Annotated in this window: 15 protein-coding genes, 1 tRNA gene and 1 pseudogene; 6 read left to right on the top strand and 11 right to left on the bottom strand. The window is 68.3% G+C overall.

Annotated features, from left to right (window positions below):
* Nucleotides 1-43: 43 nt before the first annotated feature.
* From grpE to BMZ82_RS09880, 3 genes are all read right to left on the bottom strand, one after another.
* On the bottom strand, nucleotides 44-709 hold the full coding sequence (gene grpE, locus BMZ82_RS09890) for a nucleotide exchange factor GrpE (protein WP_093773922.1): 666 nt from the start codon (nucleotides 707-709) through the stop codon (nucleotides 44-46).
* A complete protein-coding gene (gene dnaK / locus BMZ82_RS09885; RefSeq protein WP_093773920.1) occupies nucleotides 706-2,544 on the bottom strand; it encodes a molecular chaperone DnaK in 1,839 nt (612 codons plus the stop codon). The genes grpE and dnaK overlap by 4 nt, the downstream gene beginning before the upstream one ends.
* A gap of 94 nt (nucleotides 2,545-2,638) precedes the next feature.
* A complete protein-coding gene (locus BMZ82_RS09880) occupies nucleotides 2,639-3,862 on the bottom strand; it encodes an MraY family glycosyltransferase (RefSeq protein WP_093773918.1) in 1,224 nt (407 codons plus the stop codon).
* Nucleotides 3,863-4,126: 264 nt separating this feature from the next.
* Between BMZ82_RS09880 and BMZ82_RS09875 the strand changes: the two genes are divergently transcribed.
* The 3 genes from BMZ82_RS09875 to BMZ82_RS09865 all read left to right on the top strand — a co-directional run bounded on the left by BMZ82_RS09875 (nucleotide 4,127) and on the right by BMZ82_RS09865 (nucleotide 8,646).
* Complete coding sequence (locus BMZ82_RS09875) at nucleotides 4,127-6,418, top strand: (Fe-S)-binding protein (RefSeq protein ID WP_093773916.1); 2,292 nt, start codon at nucleotides 4,127-4,129, stop codon at nucleotides 6,416-6,418.
* 227 nt (nucleotides 6,419-6,645) lie between these two features.
* The gene (locus BMZ82_RS09870; RefSeq protein ID WP_093773914.1) at nucleotides 6,646-7,686 is read left to right on the top strand and encodes a Yip1 family protein; all 1,041 of its coding nucleotides are present in this window, start codon (nucleotides 6,646-6,648) and stop codon (nucleotides 7,684-7,686) included.
* A gap of 213 nt (nucleotides 7,687-7,899) precedes the next feature.
* On the top strand, nucleotides 7,900-8,646 hold the full coding sequence (locus tag BMZ82_RS09865) for a hypothetical protein (protein ID WP_256251833.1): 747 nt from the start codon (nucleotides 7,900-7,902) through the stop codon (nucleotides 8,644-8,646).
* A 120-nt stretch (nucleotides 8,647-8,766) separates the two neighbouring features.
* Here the strand turns inward: BMZ82_RS09865 and BMZ82_RS09860 are convergent, their stop codons facing one another.
* The 3 genes from BMZ82_RS09860 to dcd form a co-directional block, all read right to left on the bottom strand.
* On the bottom strand, nucleotides 8,767-9,261 hold the full coding sequence (locus tag BMZ82_RS09860) for a lamin tail domain-containing protein (RefSeq protein ID WP_093773910.1): 495 nt from the start codon (nucleotides 9,259-9,261) through the stop codon (nucleotides 8,767-8,769).
* 345 nt (nucleotides 9,262-9,606) lie between these two features.
* Complete coding sequence (locus tag BMZ82_RS09855; protein ID WP_093773908.1) at nucleotides 9,607-10,140, bottom strand: phosphoribosyltransferase; 534 nt, start codon at nucleotides 10,138-10,140, stop codon at nucleotides 9,607-9,609.
* A complete protein-coding gene (dcd, locus tag BMZ82_RS09850; protein ID WP_093773906.1) occupies nucleotides 10,137-10,712 on the bottom strand; it encodes a dCTP deaminase in 576 nt (191 codons plus the stop codon). Before dcd ends, BMZ82_RS09855 begins: the two co-directional genes overlap by 4 nt.
* Nucleotides 10,713-11,323: 611 nt before the next feature.
* Between dcd and BMZ82_RS09845 the strand changes: the two genes are divergently transcribed.
* Nucleotides 11,324-11,397, top strand: a tRNA-Gly gene (locus BMZ82_RS09845).
* A 183-nt stretch (nucleotides 11,398-11,580) separates the two neighbouring features.
* On the opposite strand, the gene BMZ82_RS09840 is transcribed toward BMZ82_RS09845, so the two are convergent.
* The 5 genes and pseudogenes from BMZ82_RS09840 to BMZ82_RS09820 all read right to left on the bottom strand — a co-directional run.
* On the bottom strand, nucleotides 11,581-12,024 hold the full coding sequence (locus BMZ82_RS09840) for a PIN domain-containing protein (RefSeq protein ID WP_093773904.1): 444 nt from the start codon (nucleotides 12,022-12,024) through the stop codon (nucleotides 11,581-11,583).
* Nucleotides 12,021-12,287 carry a ribbon-helix-helix domain-containing protein gene (locus tag BMZ82_RS09835; protein ID WP_093773902.1) on the bottom strand — a complete coding sequence of 89 codons (267 nt, stop codon included), beginning with the start codon at nucleotides 12,285-12,287 and terminating at the stop codon, nucleotides 12,021-12,023. Before BMZ82_RS09835 ends, BMZ82_RS09840 begins: the two co-directional genes overlap by 4 nt.
* A 470-nt stretch (nucleotides 12,288-12,757) precedes the next feature.
* Nucleotides 12,758-14,392 carry a serine hydrolase gene (locus BMZ82_RS09830; RefSeq protein ID WP_371271181.1) on the bottom strand — a complete coding sequence of 545 codons (1,635 nt, stop codon included), beginning with the start codon at nucleotides 14,390-14,392 and terminating at the stop codon, nucleotides 12,758-12,760.
* Between the two features lie 411 nt (nucleotides 14,393-14,803).
* The gene (locus BMZ82_RS09825; RefSeq protein WP_256251832.1) at nucleotides 14,804-15,160 is read right to left on the bottom strand and encodes an ATP-binding protein; all 357 of its coding nucleotides are present in this window, start codon (nucleotides 15,158-15,160) and stop codon (nucleotides 14,804-14,806) included.
* 2 nt (nucleotides 15,161-15,162) lie between these two features.
* Nucleotides 15,163-15,405, bottom strand: a pseudogene (locus tag BMZ82_RS09820) (winged helix-turn-helix domain-containing protein); the annotation flags it as partial.
* A 67-nt stretch (nucleotides 15,406-15,472) separates the two neighbouring features.
* Between BMZ82_RS09820 and BMZ82_RS09815 the strand changes: the two are divergent.
* On the top strand, nucleotides 15,473-16,474 hold the full coding sequence (locus BMZ82_RS09815; RefSeq protein WP_093773896.1) for a DUF1152 domain-containing protein: 1,002 nt from the start codon (nucleotides 15,473-15,475) through the stop codon (nucleotides 16,472-16,474).
* 123 nt (nucleotides 16,475-16,597) lie between these two features.
* Nucleotides 16,598-16,779 (top strand): transposase (locus tag BMZ82_RS41660; RefSeq protein WP_093774269.1); only part of this gene is annotated, 182 nt, incomplete at its 3' end.

Below are 16,779 nucleotides of genomic sequence, written 5' to 3'. Positions count from 1 at the left end.
TCGACGTCCCTCCTTCCGCGCCGAACCCTTCGTCGGGTCAAGCTCAGCCCTCGTCCGGGCCACCGCTCTCCTTGTCGTCCGCTGCCGCCGCCGTGTCGGCCTCGTCGCCCTTCGCGGGCTGCGCGCCGGGCTGCGGTTCGGCCACGGCCACCCGCGCGGGGCGGATGGTGCGCTCACCGAATCGATACCCGGGCTGCAGAATCGCCACGCACGTCGTCTCGGTGACGTCGGGCGCGTACGAGTGCATGAGGGCCTCGTGGATCGTCGGGTCGAAGGGCTCGCCCTCCTTGCCGAACTGCTGGAGGCCCATCTTGGCGGCCACGCCCTCCAGCGACTCGGCCACCGACTTGAAGCCGCCGACGAGTTCACCGTGGTCACGCGCGCGGCCGATGTCGTCGAGCACGGGCAGGAGCTCGGTCAGGAGGTTCGCGATGGCGATCTCCTTGACCGCGATCCGGTCGCGCTCGACCCGACGGCGGTAGTTCTGGTACTCGGCCTGGAGGCGCTGGAGGTCGGCGGTGCGCTCGCCGAGCGCGGTGCGCACCTGGTCCAACTGGGCCACCAGACCGGCTGTCTGGTTCGTGTCCCCGGCCGGGGCCGCCCCCTCCGCCGCAGCGGAGGAAGGGGCGGTCTTCGGCTCGGCGTCTTCAGGGGTGGCGCCGGAGGGGACGTCGGGCTTCTCCTCGAAGCCCGGGGTCTCCTCCGTCACGCGGCACCGTCCTTGCGCTCGTCGTCCACGATCTCGGCGTCCACGACGTCGTCGTCGGCCTTCGGGGCGTCGGCGTGCGGGGCGTCCGCGCCCGGGGTGGCCTGGGCGTCGGCGTACATGGCCTGGCCGACCTTCTGGGAGACCGCGGCGACCTTCTCGGTGGCCGTGCGGATCTCGGCGGTGTCCTCGCCCTTGAGCGCTGCCTTCAGCTCCTCGACGGCGGCCTCGACCTCGGTCTTGACCTCGCCGGGGACCTTGTCCTCGTTGTCCTTGAGGAACTTCTCCGTCTGGTAGACGAGCTGCTCGCCCTGGTTGCGGGCCTCGGCGGCCTCGCGGCGGCGGTGGTCCTCGTCCGCGTACTGCTCGGCCTCCTGGCGCATGCGGTCGACCTCGTCCTTCGGCAGCGAGGAGCCGCCGGTGACGGTCATCTTCTGCTCCTTGCCGGTGCCGAGGTCCTTCGCGGTCACGTGCATGATGCCGTTGGCGTCGATGTCGAAGGCGACCTCGATCTGCGGCACACCGCGCGGGGCGGGCGGCAGACCGGTCAGCTCGAACATCCCGAGCTTCTTGTTGTAGGCCGCGATCTCGCGCTCGCCCTGGTAGACCTGGATCTGCACCGACGGCTGGTTGTCCTCGGCCGTCGTGAAGATCTCCGAACGCTTCGTCGGGATCGTCGTGTTGCGCTCGATCAGCTTGGTCATGATGCCGCCCTTGGTCTCGATGCCGAGGGACAGCGGGGTCACGTCGAGGAGCAGGACGTCCTTGACCTCACCCTTGAGGACACCGGCCTGGAGCGCGGCGCCGATGGCCACGACCTCGTCCGGGTTGACGCCCTTGTTGGCGTCCTGACCGCCGGTCAGCTCCTTGACGAGCTCGGCGACGGCGGGCATCCGGGTCGAACCACCGACGAGAACGACGTGGTCGATCTCGGAGAGGTTGATGCCGGCGTCCTTGATGACGTTGTGGAACGGCGTCTTGCAGCGCTCCAGAAGGTCGGCCGTCAACTGCTGGAACTGGGCGCGGGTGAGCTTCTCGTCCAGGTGCAGCGGGCCCTCGGCGGACGCCGTGATGTAGGGCAGGTTGATCGAGGTCTCGGTGGACGAGGACAGCTCGATCTTCGCCTTCTCGGCGGCCTCGCGCAGGCGCTGGAGCGCCATCTTGTCCTTGGCGAGGTCCACGCCGTGGCCGGCCTTGAACTGCTGCACCAGGTAGTCGACGACCCGCTGGTCCCAGTCGTCGCCGCCGAGGTGGTTGTCGCCGTTGGTGGCCTTCACCTCGACGACGCCGTCACCGATCTCCAGGAGGGACACGTCGAACGTGCCGCCGCCGAGGTCGAAGACGAGGATCGTCTGGTCGTCCTTGTCGAGGCCGTACGCGAGCGCGGCGGCGGTCGGCTCGTTGACGATACGAAGGACGTTGAGGCCGGCGATCTCGCCGGCTTCCTTCGTCGCCTGACGCTCCGAGTCGTTGAAGTACGCCGGGACGGTGATGACCGCGTCGGCCACCTTCTCGCCCAGGTACGCCTCGGCGTCGCGCTTCAGCTTCTGCAGGATGAACGCGCTCATCTGCTGCGGGTTGAAGTGCTTCCCGTCGAGCTCGATCTTCCAGTCGGTGCCCATGTGACGCTTCACCGAACGGATGGTCCGGTCCACGTTCGTGACCGCCTGGCGCTTGGCCACCTCGCCGACGAGCACCTCGCCGTTCTTGGCGAAGGCGACGACGGACGGCGTGGTCCTGGCACCCTCGGCGTTGGTGATGACGGTGGGCTCGCCGCCCTCCAGAACGCTGACGACGGAGTTGGTTGTGCCCAGGTCGATGCCGACCGCACGTGCCATGGTGATCTTCCTCCAGTGACTTGAGTGGAACAGGCTCAAGTGTGCACGAGCCTCGCCGCCCGGTCAACAGACCTGAGTCCCATCCACTCAACTCTTATCCGTTCCTTACACGCAACCCCCCGTTGACCTGCGAAGACGCAGATCCCCCCGCCCGCCGAACCTCACCCCGAGGAGGACGGACATCGGACTCGGATTGACGCCGAGGCCCGTACACCGGAGCCCGACGAGGATCGGGACGCGCCCCGGGACGGGCATCGGAACGACCATCGGAACGGAGGTCCGCACGGCCGCCCCGCCGGGGACCCCGGCGGCCTCCACCGCCGCCGCTGCCGCCACGCGCGCGTGGCGGACCGTATACCGAGACCCGCAGCAGTCCGAGCACGACCACGGCGGCCACGCCCGCCACCCACCACACGGCCTGCGCGTCCGCCCATCCCGCGTGCACCAGCACCCCGACGAGCACCGCCGCGAAGGCCGCGAGGCCGAGCAGCACGGTCACGCCCTGGGGGGTGAGTCCGAGGCGGCGCAGCCGGTGGGCGAGGTGGTCGGGCGCGCCGCGCAGCAGGGGCCGTCCGGCCAGCCGCCGTGACACGGCGACCAGGACGGCGTCGGCCCCGGCGACGGCGGTGAGCGCGAACAGCACGCCCGCGCCGACGGCCGGATCGTGCCCCGCGCGGGCGATCACGGCGGCCGCGGCGAGCAGGAAGCCCGCGAAGAGCGAACCGCACGCGCCGAGCGCCACGCGCGCGGGAGGCCAGTTGTGCATGAGGAAGCCGGTCAGCGCGGCGGCGAGCACGCTCAGCAGCACCACCAGCCCGTCCATCACCTCCACGGCGACACACGCGGCCACCCCGAAGGCGGTGACGACCCCGACGGTCCCGGCGACCCCGTCGGCGTGGTCGAGCGCCCTGAAGGCGAGGGCGACGAAGGTGATCCAGCCGACGCCCACCGCCCCGGAGACGACCCCGGTGTCGCCGTACGGCACCACGAAGGCCGCCGCGATCGCCGTACCGAGGACGAGGAAGCGCACCTTGAGCCGCCACACGTCCGCGACCAGCCCGAGCGCGGCGACAGCGCCCGCGGCGACGAGCAGCACCTCGATGCCGTCCCCGAGCGGGGCGATGCCGGTCCGGTCCCCGGCGACCGCGACGAGACAGGTGGCGAGCACGACGGCGACACCCCCGAACAGCGGCACCCGCCGCTGCCGCTGCTGCCGCCGGTCGAGCAGCCCGAGGCGCAGGGCGGGCACGCGCAGCAGCGCGGCGAGGACGGCGGAGAGGAGCAGGGCGATGGCGGCGGCGGCGATCCCGTAGAGCACGGATATAAATTAGTCATAAATGTACCAATTTGGTACGAATAACACGGCCGGGTTGACGACCAGATTCCGATCGGATCCCGACCCGACACCGACCGGATCCAGACCAGAACCCGACCGCTTCCTGAGGCAACCCTCAGCGACTGAGATCACTCCGCACCCCGCTACAGTGCGACGGAGAATACGGGGTACTCTCAGACGGACTGCATAAGTTACCGCTTAGTAATCTCCACCGAAGTCCCCTCGCCAGGCCCGAGGAGCCCCGAAATGCAACTCGCCGCGATCATCGTGTCGCTGGTCCTGACCGTGGTCGGCGTCGCGCTCCTCGCACGCGCCATCGGTCAGTTCGTCCGGTACTTCAAACTGGGCCAGCCGGTCCCGGCCGGAGCCCGGACAGACAATCCCTACGCGCGCAGTGTGACGCTGGTGCGGGAGTTCCTCGGCCACACGCGGATGAACCGCTGGGGCATCGTGGGCTTCGCCCACTGGTTCGTGGCCGTCGGCTTCCTGACGCTGCCGCCGACCCTCGCCCAGGCCTTCGGCCAGCTCTTCAAGGCCGACTGGGTGCTGCCGGTCATCGGCGAGTTCCTGCCGTTCGAGCTCTACATCGAGTTCATCGGCGTGATGACGATCCTGGGCATCGCCGTCCTCATCGTGATCCGCCTGCTGAGCCTGCCCTCGCGCGCGGGCCGCAAGTCCCGCTTCACGGGCTCGAAGGCCGGCCAGGCCTACTTCGTCGAGTACGTCATCCTCACCATCGGCCTCGCGATCTACGTGCTGCGGGGCCTGGAGGGCGCGCTGCACCACGTGGACCACTACGAGGCCGGCTACTTCGCCTCGTACCCGCTGGTGCTGGCCTTCAAGGGCCTGAGCGTGAGCGCGCTGCAGAACCTGGTCTACCTGGTCGCGACGATCAAGATCGGCACGTCGTTCGTGTGGATGATCGTGGTCTCGCTCAACACCAACATGGGTGTGGCCTGGCACCGCTTCCTGGCGTTCCCGAACATCTGGTTCAAGCGCGAAGCGACCGGCGGAACGGCCCTGGGCGGCCTCCTGCCGATGACGTCCGGCGGCAAGCCGATCGACTTCACCGACCCGGGCGACGACGACGTCTTCGGCGTCTCCCAGGTCGAGCAGTTCTCCTGGAAGGGCCTGCTGGACTTCTCCACCTGCACCGAGTGCGGCCGCTGCCAGTCGCAGTGCCCGGCCTGGAACACCGGCAAGCCCCTCTCCCCCAAGCTCCTGATCATGTCCCTGCGGGACCACGCCCACGCCAAGGCCCCCTACCTGCTGGCCGGCGGCGGCAAGACCGCCGAGGGCGACGAGAAGGCGTCGGCGGAGGCCCTGAAGGACGTCCCGGCCGCCGCGCTGGCCGAGGCCGAGCGCCCGCTGATCGGCACCGCCGAGGAGAACGGCGTCATCGACCCGGACGTCCTGTGGTCCTGCACCACCTGCGGCGCCTGCGTCGAGCAGTGCCCGGTGGACATCGAGCACGTCGACCACATCGTCGACATGCGCCGCTACCAGGTGATGATCGAGTCCGCGTTCCCGTCCGAGGCGGGCACGATGCTCAAGAACCTGGAGAAGAAGGGCAACCCCTGGGGCCTGGCGAAGAAGCAGCGCCTGGAGTGGCTCAAGGAGGTCGAGTTCGAGGTCCCGGTCGTCGGCAAGGACATCGAGGACCTGACCGAGGTCGAGTACCTGTACTGGGTCGGCTGCGCGGGCGCGCTGGAAGACCGCGCGAAGAAGACGACGAAGGCGTTCGCCGAGCTGCTGCACATCGCGGGCGTCAAGTTCGCGATCATGGGCGGCGACGAGAAGTGCACCGGCGACTCCGCCCGCCGCCTCGGCAACGAGCCCCTGTTCCAGGAGCTCGGCATGGAGAACGTGGCCGCGCTGAACATGGCGTTCGGCGAGGAGACGGACGACGAGGGCAACGTCACGCCCGAGTCGAAGAAGCCGAGGTCGGCGAAGAAGATCGTCGCGACCTGCCCGCACTGCCTCAACACGATCGGCAACGAGTACCCGCAGATCGGCGGCGACTACGAGGTCATCCACCACACCCAACTGCTCCAGCGCCTGGTGGACGACGGCAAGCTGATCCCGGTGACCCCGGTCGAGGGCATCATCACCTACCACGACCCGTGCTACCTGGGCCGCCACAACAAGATCTACACGCCCCCGCGCGAGATCATCGCGAGCGTCCCGGGCCTGCGGAACGAGGAGATGCACCGCCACAAGGAGCGCGGCTTCTGCTGCGGCGCGGGCGGCGCGCGGATGTGGATGGAGGAGCGGATCGGCAAGCGCATCAACAACGAGCGCGTCGACGAGGCCCTCTCGCTCAACCCCGACATCGTCTCGACGGCCTGCCCGTTCTGCCTCGTCATGCTGACCGACTCGGTCAACGGCAAGAAGAACGAGGGCAAGGCCAAGGAGTCCATCCAGGTCGTGGACGTCTCCCAGCTCCTCCTGGAGTCGGTCAAGACCCCGGTCGACGACGAGCCCCCGACGGGCGAGACGGACGCGGAGAGCGAGCCGGAGCCGCAGCCGGTGAAGTGAGCGGCCGACGAGGTCAGCGGTAGCCCGAACGGCCGTATCGACGCCCCTGTGTCCCACCCGGACGCGGGGGCGTCGCCGTTGCCCGCACAAACCCCTCACCGGCCCCCGACGGACCCCTGACACCAAGCCAGTTGCTCCCCTTAGGGGATGTCACAGCTCGGCAGCAAAGCCGTACGCGAACGGCGGCCCCGGTACTTCACCGTGCGGGACCAGGTACGTTCGAAGGCGTGGCTGGATTCAGGATCGGACGCGGCGGTCGTAACGACCGCGCCCCGCAAGCACGACCGCAACAAGCTCCGTACGGGCAGCAGGCGCCCCAGGGACCGTCGCGGTCCTCAGGACCGTCGGCGCCCTCGGGCCCCTCGGGGCCTTCGTACGGCTACCCGTCGGCCCAGCAGCCGTACCCGCCGCAGCAGCGGCCGCAGTACGGCGGCCCGGGCACGGGCGGCGGCCAGTGGCCGCAGGCGAACGGCGGCGGCCAGGGCGGCGAGGAGCCGGAGTACTTCGGCGGCGACGCGGCCCCGTACGGCGCTCCCGGCGGTCCCGGCGGTCCTACGGGCGGTGGCGCCTCGTACGACCCGTACGCGGCGAACAACCCGGGTCACACCCAGGCCTTCTCGATCGACGACCAGAACCAGCACGGCCGGCCCAACCAGCAGAACCAGTACGACCCGTACGACCAGGGGGGTACGTACCCCGCCGGTGCGGCCCCGGCCGGCCCGATCGGTCCGCGCCTGCCGTGGAAGGAGCTGCTGAAGGGCATCGTCCTCGCCCCCCAGCAGACGTTCCTCCAGATGCGGGACTACACGATGTGGGGCCCCGCCCTCGTCGTGACGTTCCTCTACGGCCTGCTCGCGGTCTTCGGCTTCGACGGCGCCCGCACGGACGCGATCAACGCGAAGCTCTCCAACGCCATCCCGATCGTCCTGACGACGTCCGTCGCGATGGTGCTCAGCTCCTTCGTGCTGGGCGTGGTCACCCACACCCTGGCCCGCCAGCTCGGCGGCGACGGCGCGTGGCAGCCGACGGTCGGCCTCTCCATGCTGATCATGTCCCTGACGGACGCGCCACGCCTGGTCGTCGCGATGTTCTTCGGCGGCGACGCGTCGTTCGTCCAAATCCTCGGCTGGGCGACCTGGGTGGCGGCCGGCGCCCTCCTGACCCTGATGGTCGCCCGCTCCCACGACCTGCCCTGGCCGAAGGCACTGGGCGCGTCGTCGATCCAACTGATCGCACTGCTGTCGATCGTGAAGCTGGGGACGTTCTAGTACGCCGACCGATACCCCACGGTGAGGGCCCTCGACCGACGGTCGGGGGCCTTTGGCGCGTGGTCACCAACCGTAAGATCCCACGATCGGAAATCACACATTCACCGCATGTCGTATCACTACAACTACGGAGCGTAATATAATCTGGCCGTTCCCTACACCCTCCAACAAGGAGTGCGCGTGAAAGCTCGCTTTGGCGTGAGGCGGGGAACGGTGCTTGTGGCCGCCCTGCTGGTCGCCGTCATCGCCGCGATCCTCCCGGGATCGGCCGCCGCCGACACGAACGACAACCGAGCCCGCCCGGACCACTGGGGCGTGATCGCCCGCAACACGATCGGCTCCCCGGTCGCCGAACTCCGCAACGGCCCGTACGGCCCGTTCGGCGTGACGGGCACGACCGCGAGACCGCCGTACGGACGGGGCAGCCTGGGCATCGAGGTGGCAGACCGCTCCACCAATCTGGGCATTCCCAGCGAGAAGGTCGACTTCGGCAACGAAGTGGACTTCTTCGGTAAGTCGCTGCTGAGCCTGCGCCGGGTCGGTTTCCACGTCTTCCAGACGAACGAGAACATCGGCTACGGCGGCCCGACGAACATGCCGAACATCAGGATCGAGATCAACCCGAACGTCCCGACACTGCCCGCCGACACCTACTCCACGGTGGTGTGGGTACCGGCCGCGTCCCCGATCTCGAGCGGCTGGAGCCCGTTCATCGACGCCACGACGACCGGCCGCTGGTACCTCACGGGCGGCGAGACGAGCTGCACGCAGGCCGCGCAGTGCACCTTCGCCCAGTTGAAGGCCTCGTTCACCACCCTCAACGCCAAGCCGACCGTCTACACGGTCGCGGTGGGCAAGGGCCGAGACTCCATGTGGATCGGCGCGGTCGACGGCCTCCGACTCAACGACTACGTCTACGACTTCGAGCCGGACGGCGTAAAGCAGCTTCGATCGAGATGACGCGAACGCGAACGACATAACGCGCGCGAAGAACGCGAAGAACGCGAAGAAGCGGCGCGCCCGGCCCTGTCGAGGGCCGAGCGCGCCGCGACGTCAGTGACGTCAGTGACGTCGGTTACGTCAGTGGTGGTGGCCGCCGCCGTGGTGGTTGCGGTTGCGGCCCCAGGTCTCCTCGTCGACGAGGCGGCCGCGGTCGGTGCGCAGGGTGGCGGAGTCGGAGTGGTTGTCCCACGCGTAGTTGCGCCGGTCCAGGTAGAGGTCGTTGCGGGTGTCGCGGCCCTCACCGGTGTGGATGCGGACCGTGGCCCGGCCGTCCAGCTTGTAGTGGTGGAAGGTGTAGGTGTAGCCGTCGCTGTTCTCGAGGGTCCAGCCGTCGAGGTTGACCCGGTCGCGGGTGGTGTTGGTCAGCTCCACCCACTCCTTGTTCAGCGAGCGCTGGGAACGGTCCTCACGTCCCGGAGAGTCGTACTGGACCTTCGAGATCTCCACCTTCGGGCGCTGCGGACGGACATGGTCGGCCGCGGACGCCGGCAGCGTCACCACCGAGACCAGGGCGCCGGCCGCGAGTGCGGCAGCGGCAAGACGACGGGCGGTGGCAGAAGCGGAAGCGGACAAGAGTTCCCCTGGTGGTACGGGCACCTTCCGGTGAGCGGCCTTCACGGCTGCCCGTAGGAGACGGTGCGGTGTGCGGGTGGCGACCGGCCGGCCGCGCACTCACACTCTGTCCACCACGTGCGGAGGATGAGTCGGAAACATGGACTGTGTTACCTGTTGCCCATATTTCCGTGACCCTCATCTGTAATCTCCATGTATGCGGCCGCGGCACGATGTTGACGCCCCGCCGCATCCAGCGCCCGCGCGGGAGTTGGGCGATCCCCTCTGACGCCACCCTTGCGCCACCCCACCCGCAGCCGGCCCGTCACCCGAAAGTGAGTAACGGACCGGTCACCCCGTTCCGGGTCAGAGCGCGTCTCTCGACGGGGCGACCGGCTCCCCCGACCTACGCACAACAGGCAAAACACTCCACGGGAAGTTGATCCAGGCGTCGGTCCGCTTCCACACGTACTCGCACTTCACGAGCGAGTGCGACTTCTCGTAGACGACGGCACTGCGCACCTCGGCGACGGTGTCCAGGCAGAAGTCGCGGACCAGCTTGAGCGTCTTGCCGGTGTCAGCGACGTCGTCGGTGATGAGGACTTTCTTGTCCGAGAAGTCGATGACGTTCGGGACGGGCGCGAGCATGACGGGCATCTCGAGCGTCGTCCCCACCCCGGTGTAGAACTCGACGTTCACCAGGTGGAGGTTCTTGCAGTCGAGCGCGTAGGCGAGGCCACCGGCCACGAAGACGCCGCCGCGGGCGATGCTGAGGACGATGTCGGGCACGTACCCGTCGTCCGCGATGATCTGCGCGAGTTCGCGGACGGCGGTCCCGAACCGCTCGTAACTCAGGTTCTCCCGAGCCACGTCCGGGCGGCTCGCACCTGGGTCGCTCACACCTGGGTCCGATGGAAGTTGAGGAAGGACCGGGAGGCCGTCGGCCCGCGCTGCCCCTGGTAACGGGACCCGTACCGGTCGCTGCCGTACGGGAACTCGGCCGGCGAGCTGAGCCGGAACATGCACAACTGCCCGATCTTCATGCCCGGCCAGAGCTTGATGGGGAGCGTCGCGAGGTTGGAGAGCTCCAGGGTCACATGCCCGGAGAAACCGGGGTCGATGAACCCGGCGGTGGAGTGCGTGACGAGCCCGAGCCGCCCGAGGGAACTCTTCCCCTCCAGCCGCGAGGCAAGATCATCGGGCAGGGAGACGACCTCGTACGTCGAGGCGAGCACGAACTCCCCGGGGTGGAGGATGAACGGCTCGTCGCCCTCGGGCTCCACGAGCCGGGTCAGGTCGGCCTGCTCGACGGACGGGTCGATGTGCGGGTACCGGTGGTTCTCGAACACCCGGAAATAGCGGTCGAGCCGTACGTCGACACTCGACGGCTGCACCATGGATTCGTCGTAGGGATCGATCCGGACCCGCCCGGCGTCGATCTCGGCCCGGATGTCCTTGTCTGAGAGAAGCACGCCCCGAGGATACGCAAGGCGCGCGGAGCCACCACAATCGGGCAACTCCACGCGCCTGGCAACAAGCCCCTTCTTCTTCTCCTCCTACGGCTACCGCTTCTCGAAGGTCACCGGCACGACGTTCCGCAACCGGGTACACCGAGGACACCGGACAAGCCGCCCGGGACCGAGCCGCTCGGCCTGCTGCATCGGGAACGAAGCGGTACTGAACACGTGCCCATCGGCACAACGGACGACGGTGCGCTCCATCAAGTCCTAGAGTCCCTTCCCCAAGAGCCCCGTCCGGCTACTGTCCACCGGACAACGAAAGCCACATTACGGGACGAACGGGACGACCTCCCAGGCGGCACTCCGACCCCGCCCAACCCCTCTTCCACCACCCCACCGTACGCCCCAACTCCCGCCCTACACAGCCGGATCCCTCCCGAGAAACACGCTCGGGGGTCAGGGCTCCGGCAGGACTTCGGCAGGGCTTCCGTCGCACTTCCGCAGGATTTCCGCCGGGTCCCCGCAGGGCTTCCACTGGGCTTCCACTGGGTTTCAGCACCTGGGGTCCGGCATGAGGTAGAGTGACAGAGCGTTCCGACACCGGGTACCCACCGGCGTCTTACGCGGGTGTAGTTTAGTGGTAGAACATCAGCTTCCCAAGCTGAGAGTGCGAGTTCGATTCTCGTCACCCGCTCCAGATTGAAGCCCCAGGTCAGTGGCCTGGGGCTTGCGTATTGGTGAGCTGTTGCTGCGTTGTGCAGGTGCCCTGCACTTTCGGGATTGGGCACGCGGCGGGCACACCCGTCCTGCATGCATCTCCTCGTGGGCGGGACACAAGTCCCTTGCAGCAGTCGGCACTTGACCACGGAGGGGTCCTGGATCAGAGCGGGAGGTCGTCAGGGAGTACCCGGAACGCCTTGTGGCGGCCCAACGGGTGTACGGCCCGGAAGTCTCGTCGGTCGAGTGTGAGAATCGCGTCCGTGTCGTAGTCGGCGGCGAGTGCCACGTTCACCGCGTCGGCAAGGTCGAGGTTCAGCGCACGGTAGCGGGCTCGGAGGGACTGAGCTGCGCCCAAGTGGTTCTCCGTGATCTCCGGCAGGACCACCCGCCCCCGGCCGATCCAGCGCCGCAGGTCGTCGACGGCACCGAGGGCGGCCTCCCTGCCGAGCTCACGCGTGGCGACATGATCCAGTTCGGCCAGCAGGAGCGGGGACATGACCAACAGGCCGGCCGCCATGATCGCCTCGTTGGCCGCCACGTGGTCCTGATGAGCCTCGTCCAGGGCCGCCAGGAGGCCGGATGTGTCGGCGATGACAACGATCACGCGGCGGTTCCGGAACCCGAGTCGGTCTCACGCCGGACGGCCTCGGCGACCGTGTCGCGGACCTCTGCCTTGGACAGCGTGCGCCCCGGCCCCTCGAAGGTGCGCGAGAACAGCGGCTCGTCCCAGACCCTGTTCGCCATGGCCGCGAGGTGGATGCCCTGGCGGATGATCTCGGCTTCGCTTATACCCCGGCGCTTGGCGGCCTCCTTGATGATCGCCAGGTCCTCGGGGTCGGCGTAGACGTTGGTGCGCTTCATGGACATGTACTAAGAGTAGTCCATGTACCGGGTTGATGTATGTGGCGCCACTTCGTCGTGTCCCTTTGACGGGGACCACCCGAGCCGACCTCACAGGCTCCGTCCCGGTGCCGGACTGTTCCTGGGGACGGGTACGTCATGGGGTTCGGTTTCCGTGTCGGTGTGCCCGGGATGAGTGTGCGTGTCTCCACTCGTGGAGTGCGCACCTCGATCGGGCCACGTGCGGCGAGGCTCGGCGTGGGCAGCAGCGGCGCCGGAATGTCGACCGAACTCGGCCCCTTCTACACGTCGAGTTCTACGCGTCGAGTTCCCTCGGCGGCGATCGACGGCGAACCAGTACGCGGCGCACGACAAGGTCTCGTACGGGCGCCCCGGCGTTCACCTGGAGTCCTTCCCCTCGGCGCATCCGCCCGTCATCCCGGATGCTCGGCAACGCGACCTCCTGCGCCGTGTCCGGCCGGCCCTGCCCTCAGGCCCTAGTCGTTCCTCGTGAACGTGCCGAGACCGGTCGTGTCGAGGTGCTCGACTCGGACCTTGTCGGCGCGTCCGCCGGTCCCGACGGTGAAGGTCACGCCGGACAGGCCGAGGGCCATTTCGCCGGTGGTGCGGTAGCTGAAGGTGTCACCGTCGTAGTGGCGCAAGGAGAACCGTTGCTTCTTGGGCCCAAGTTGCATGGTGAGTTCGTTCCCCTGGGCGCTGACGGTCATCGGGCCGTAGTAGTCATTGGCGTACGTTCCGGTGTAGGCGCTGTTCACCTGGGCGGGTGCGGGCGAGGCCGGAGGCTTGCTGTAGTCGACCGGCGAGTGCTCCCCATGCAGGGATTGCTTGAAGATCGGCCCGAGGAACGTCAGCCAGTCGACGGTCGGCCCGCCCGTCTGCGCGGTGTCGAGGAACGTGGCGGAGATCGCCTCGGGTACGCCGATGGGCTCGCCGTTGGTCAGGACGACGATGCCGAGTTTCTCCGAGGGCAACAACGCGACGTTGGTGGCCGCTCCCAGGGCGAAGCCGCCGGAGTGGCCGAGCTTCAGCCTGCCCTGGTCGTCATAGCTCACATTCCAGCCGAGCCCGTAGAACCCGGCCCTGCCCACGGGCGAGTGCGGCGGCTCGGAGACCATGTACGGCAAGTGGGTCTGCTCCAGCGCGTCGGCGTCGACGACTTGCCGGCCCTCGAATTTTCCGTTGCCCAGTTGCAGGCGCAGCCACTTCGTCATGTCCCGGACCGTGGAGCTGGCCCCGCCCGCCGGGCTCTGGGCGTCCGCGTCGCGCACGTACTCGGCACTCCAGGTGTCCCCGGTCTTCACATGCAAGGCGGCCTTGTTGCCCGCCTTCTCGTAGTCGGCGAAGGAAGAGCTGCTGGAGTCCATGCCGAGCGGCCGGTACAGCTTCTCGTCGGACAGCTTCTCCCAACTGGTCCCCGCTGCTCGCGCGGCAGCGACGCCGGCTTCGGTCAGCCCGAAGTTGGTGTACGCGTAGTGGGCGCGGAAGGGGGCCAACGGTTCGTAGCGGAGGTGGTCCAGGATGTACGAGCGGTCGTAACCGAGGTCCTCCAGGAGGTCTCCGGCGTGGTCGGGCAGTCCGCTGCGATGCGAGAACAGGTCGGCCAGCGTGACATGGCGGGTGACCCACGGGTCCTTCAGGGCGAAGCCGGAGCTGTGGTCGACGACCGGGTCGTCCCATCTGACGATCTTCTCGCCCACGGCCGCGGCGACCACGGTGGACGCAAGGGGCTTGGAGACCGAGGCGAGCTGGAAGACGGTGTCCGCTCCGACCCGGTCCTTCGTGCCTGCCTTCCGCAGGCCGAACCCCTTCAGATACAGCACCTTGTCGTTGTGCACCACGCCCACGGCGACTCCGGGCACACCGGTGCGGCGCATGGCATCCCGTACGACGTCGTCCAGCTTGCTCACCGCGGTCTCGACGTCGGCCCGGGTGAGCTGTGGCGGTGGCTGGGCGGGTGGGACGGTGGGCAGCGGCGACGTCGCGACGGCCGCACGCCCGGCGACGGTGGTGTCGGCTTCTGCCCCGGTACAGCCGACGGCCAGTGCCGCCACCAGGCCCAGGGCAGCGGCGGAGCGAAGGGGGCGGGGGCATGCATGGTCGAGTCGGGACATGTCTCCCATGGAAGTCCCGCCCCGGGCACCTGTCGCGCCTTGGCGGGCCGTTCGGGGGGTCCGGCATACCGCCGGTCACACCGGCCTGTTCAGGCCCAAGGCCGAGTCCCTGTGCACGGTGTCGTGCCCATGGCATGCCCATAGCGTGCCCAAGAGAGCGGATAACCACGGTCGAGAGCGGTGGGATCCGACACCACGTTCATCCCAGAGAGAAGGCATCTACGCAGGTCAGAGCTATAGAGGCCACCTAAGCGGCGTCGCTTCCCGAGCTGAGAGTGCGAGTTCGGTTCTCGTCGCCCGTTCCATGACAAAAACGAAGGCCCAGGTCATCGACCTGGGCCTTTGTGCTGTGCTTGGCGATCACTCGCCGCGTGCCGGATTCGCACCGGAACGTCGCACCCAGGTGCCCCTTCAGGTCGGCCAGGCATCGGCCATCACGAAGGAAACGACCGTCCCGCCGAAACGGCTGGGCCCGGAGTACCAGGACTCGGCGATGGAGTCGACGAGGAGCAGTCCGCGCCCGTGCGCGTCCGAAGCGTCGGGCCGGCGCAGCTTCATCCGCGCCGGAAACCCGGGGTTGTGCACCTCGACCTTGAACGATGCCTCCTCCCGAAACCACTCCACCCGGACGGCCCACACCTCGTCGGACCGGCCGTAGACGATGGCGTTGGTCACCAGCTCAGAGATCATCAGCGCGCAGTCGTCGACGGAGCAGACCGGGTTGTACGGGGCGATGAACTTCCGGAACCGACGCCGGGACCGAGGCACGGACTCCGCACGTACGTGCCGGACCCCTGCCGCTTCTCGACGAGCCCCTGACGACTCAGTGCCTCCAACGACCGCGCGGCCGTCGGCCTGGACACCTTCCAGTTCGCCGCCAACTGCCGCTCCGAGGGGACCTCGTCACCCGGCCTCAAGTCGCCCCGAACGATCTGATGGCGGATGTAGTGAGCGATCTGGAGATACTTCGGCTGCGCCTCTTCAAACTGAGGCTCATCCCATCTCCTCGCCATCCAAGTGGCTATGGCCTCTGGCCACATAGGGTGAGTGGGCAGAGGCCGAACCCGTAATCTTGGGTGCATGACGAGGCTGATCGTCGCAGCAGGAGGATGGGGCGACGCGGTCGCCGCCGCAATGCTTGACGCCTCCCTGTACGGCAACGAGGACAACCGGGCGGTGATCCTCACCTATGCGTGGGACCGTCTGTTGGTCGACCCGCTCCCAGGCCCCCGAGGCCCCTCCGACTTCACGGGCCTCGAACCGCTCACCCCGGCGGTCTGGTCCGTGCCGGCGGACGCCCGCCCGATCGCTCCCGCAGGATCCACCCTTCCCCGGCTTGCGGCAGAACTCCCGCACACCTTCGCTCTGATCGACCCGCATCGTGGCGTCGAAGGCGTCACTCGCCAACTCAAGCAGCTCGTAAGCCACTTGGAGCCGACCTCGATCGACCTCGTTGACGTGGGCGGAGACATCCTCGCGCGAGGCGACGAACCGACGCTCAAGAGCCCGCTTGCCGACGCCTTGGCCCTGGCCGCGTGCTTCCAGGTGAACGCGCCCATCCGGCTCCTGGTCGCCGGCCCCGGCCTTGATGGTGAACTCCCGCTCGACGAGGTTCGCGGTTTGCTGGGGCCCCTCGTCCATACCTTCACCGCGAAGGACACGGAGCCGGTCAGCTCTGTCCTGGAGTGGCATCCCTCCGAGGCAACCGGGATGCTCGCCGCAACAGCCCGCGGGGTACGAGGCGTCTGCGAGGTACGGGACGCCGGACTCTCCATTCCCCTTACGGACGGGGGCCCGACGGTGCACGAGGTGAACCTGGACGAGGCCTTGAGCCGCAACGAGCTGGCCCGCGTCATCCTGTCGACCACCAGCCTGGACGAGGTCGAGGCGCGCAGCCGCGAAGTCTGCGGTTACTCGGAAATCGACTACGAGCGCAACAAGGCCGCATGGCTCAAGGACCAGCCAGCGGTGAAGCTCGACCCCGGCATCGTGCTGTCCCAGCTCGACGATTTCGAGCACGACGCCCGAAGCCGCGGAGTCACTCAGAAGCCGTATTCCTATCGATCACGAGGACGGTTCTGATCGAACGGGTTCCCTGGTCGGGTGATCTTGGCCGCGCGGGCGCATGAAAGCAGGGCCTCCGGTGCAGCACGAGGGTTGCGAAGCCAACTCGTTCACCAGGAGGCCCTGTTGTCCCAGTCTTGCGTGACGACGTTGTTCCCGTCCAACTCGCGCGTGTCGGCGTGCGATTGCCTCGCTCACCGGTTCGGGAACGCGGCCGACCGACCCGACCGGGTGCGGCAGTACCCCTCCGACATGACGGACGCCGAGTGGCAGGTGGTGCGCGACGCGATGCCGGTCCCGGCCTGGCTCGAAGGGCGGGGCGG

It is taken from the genome of Streptomyces sp. yr375 (assembly GCF_900110755.1).
Lineage (GTDB): Bacteria > Actinomycetota > Actinomycetes > Streptomycetales > Streptomycetaceae > Streptomyces.
Note: the sequence above shows the minus strand (reverse complement) of the source record. Positions and strands in the feature narration are given on the sequence as shown.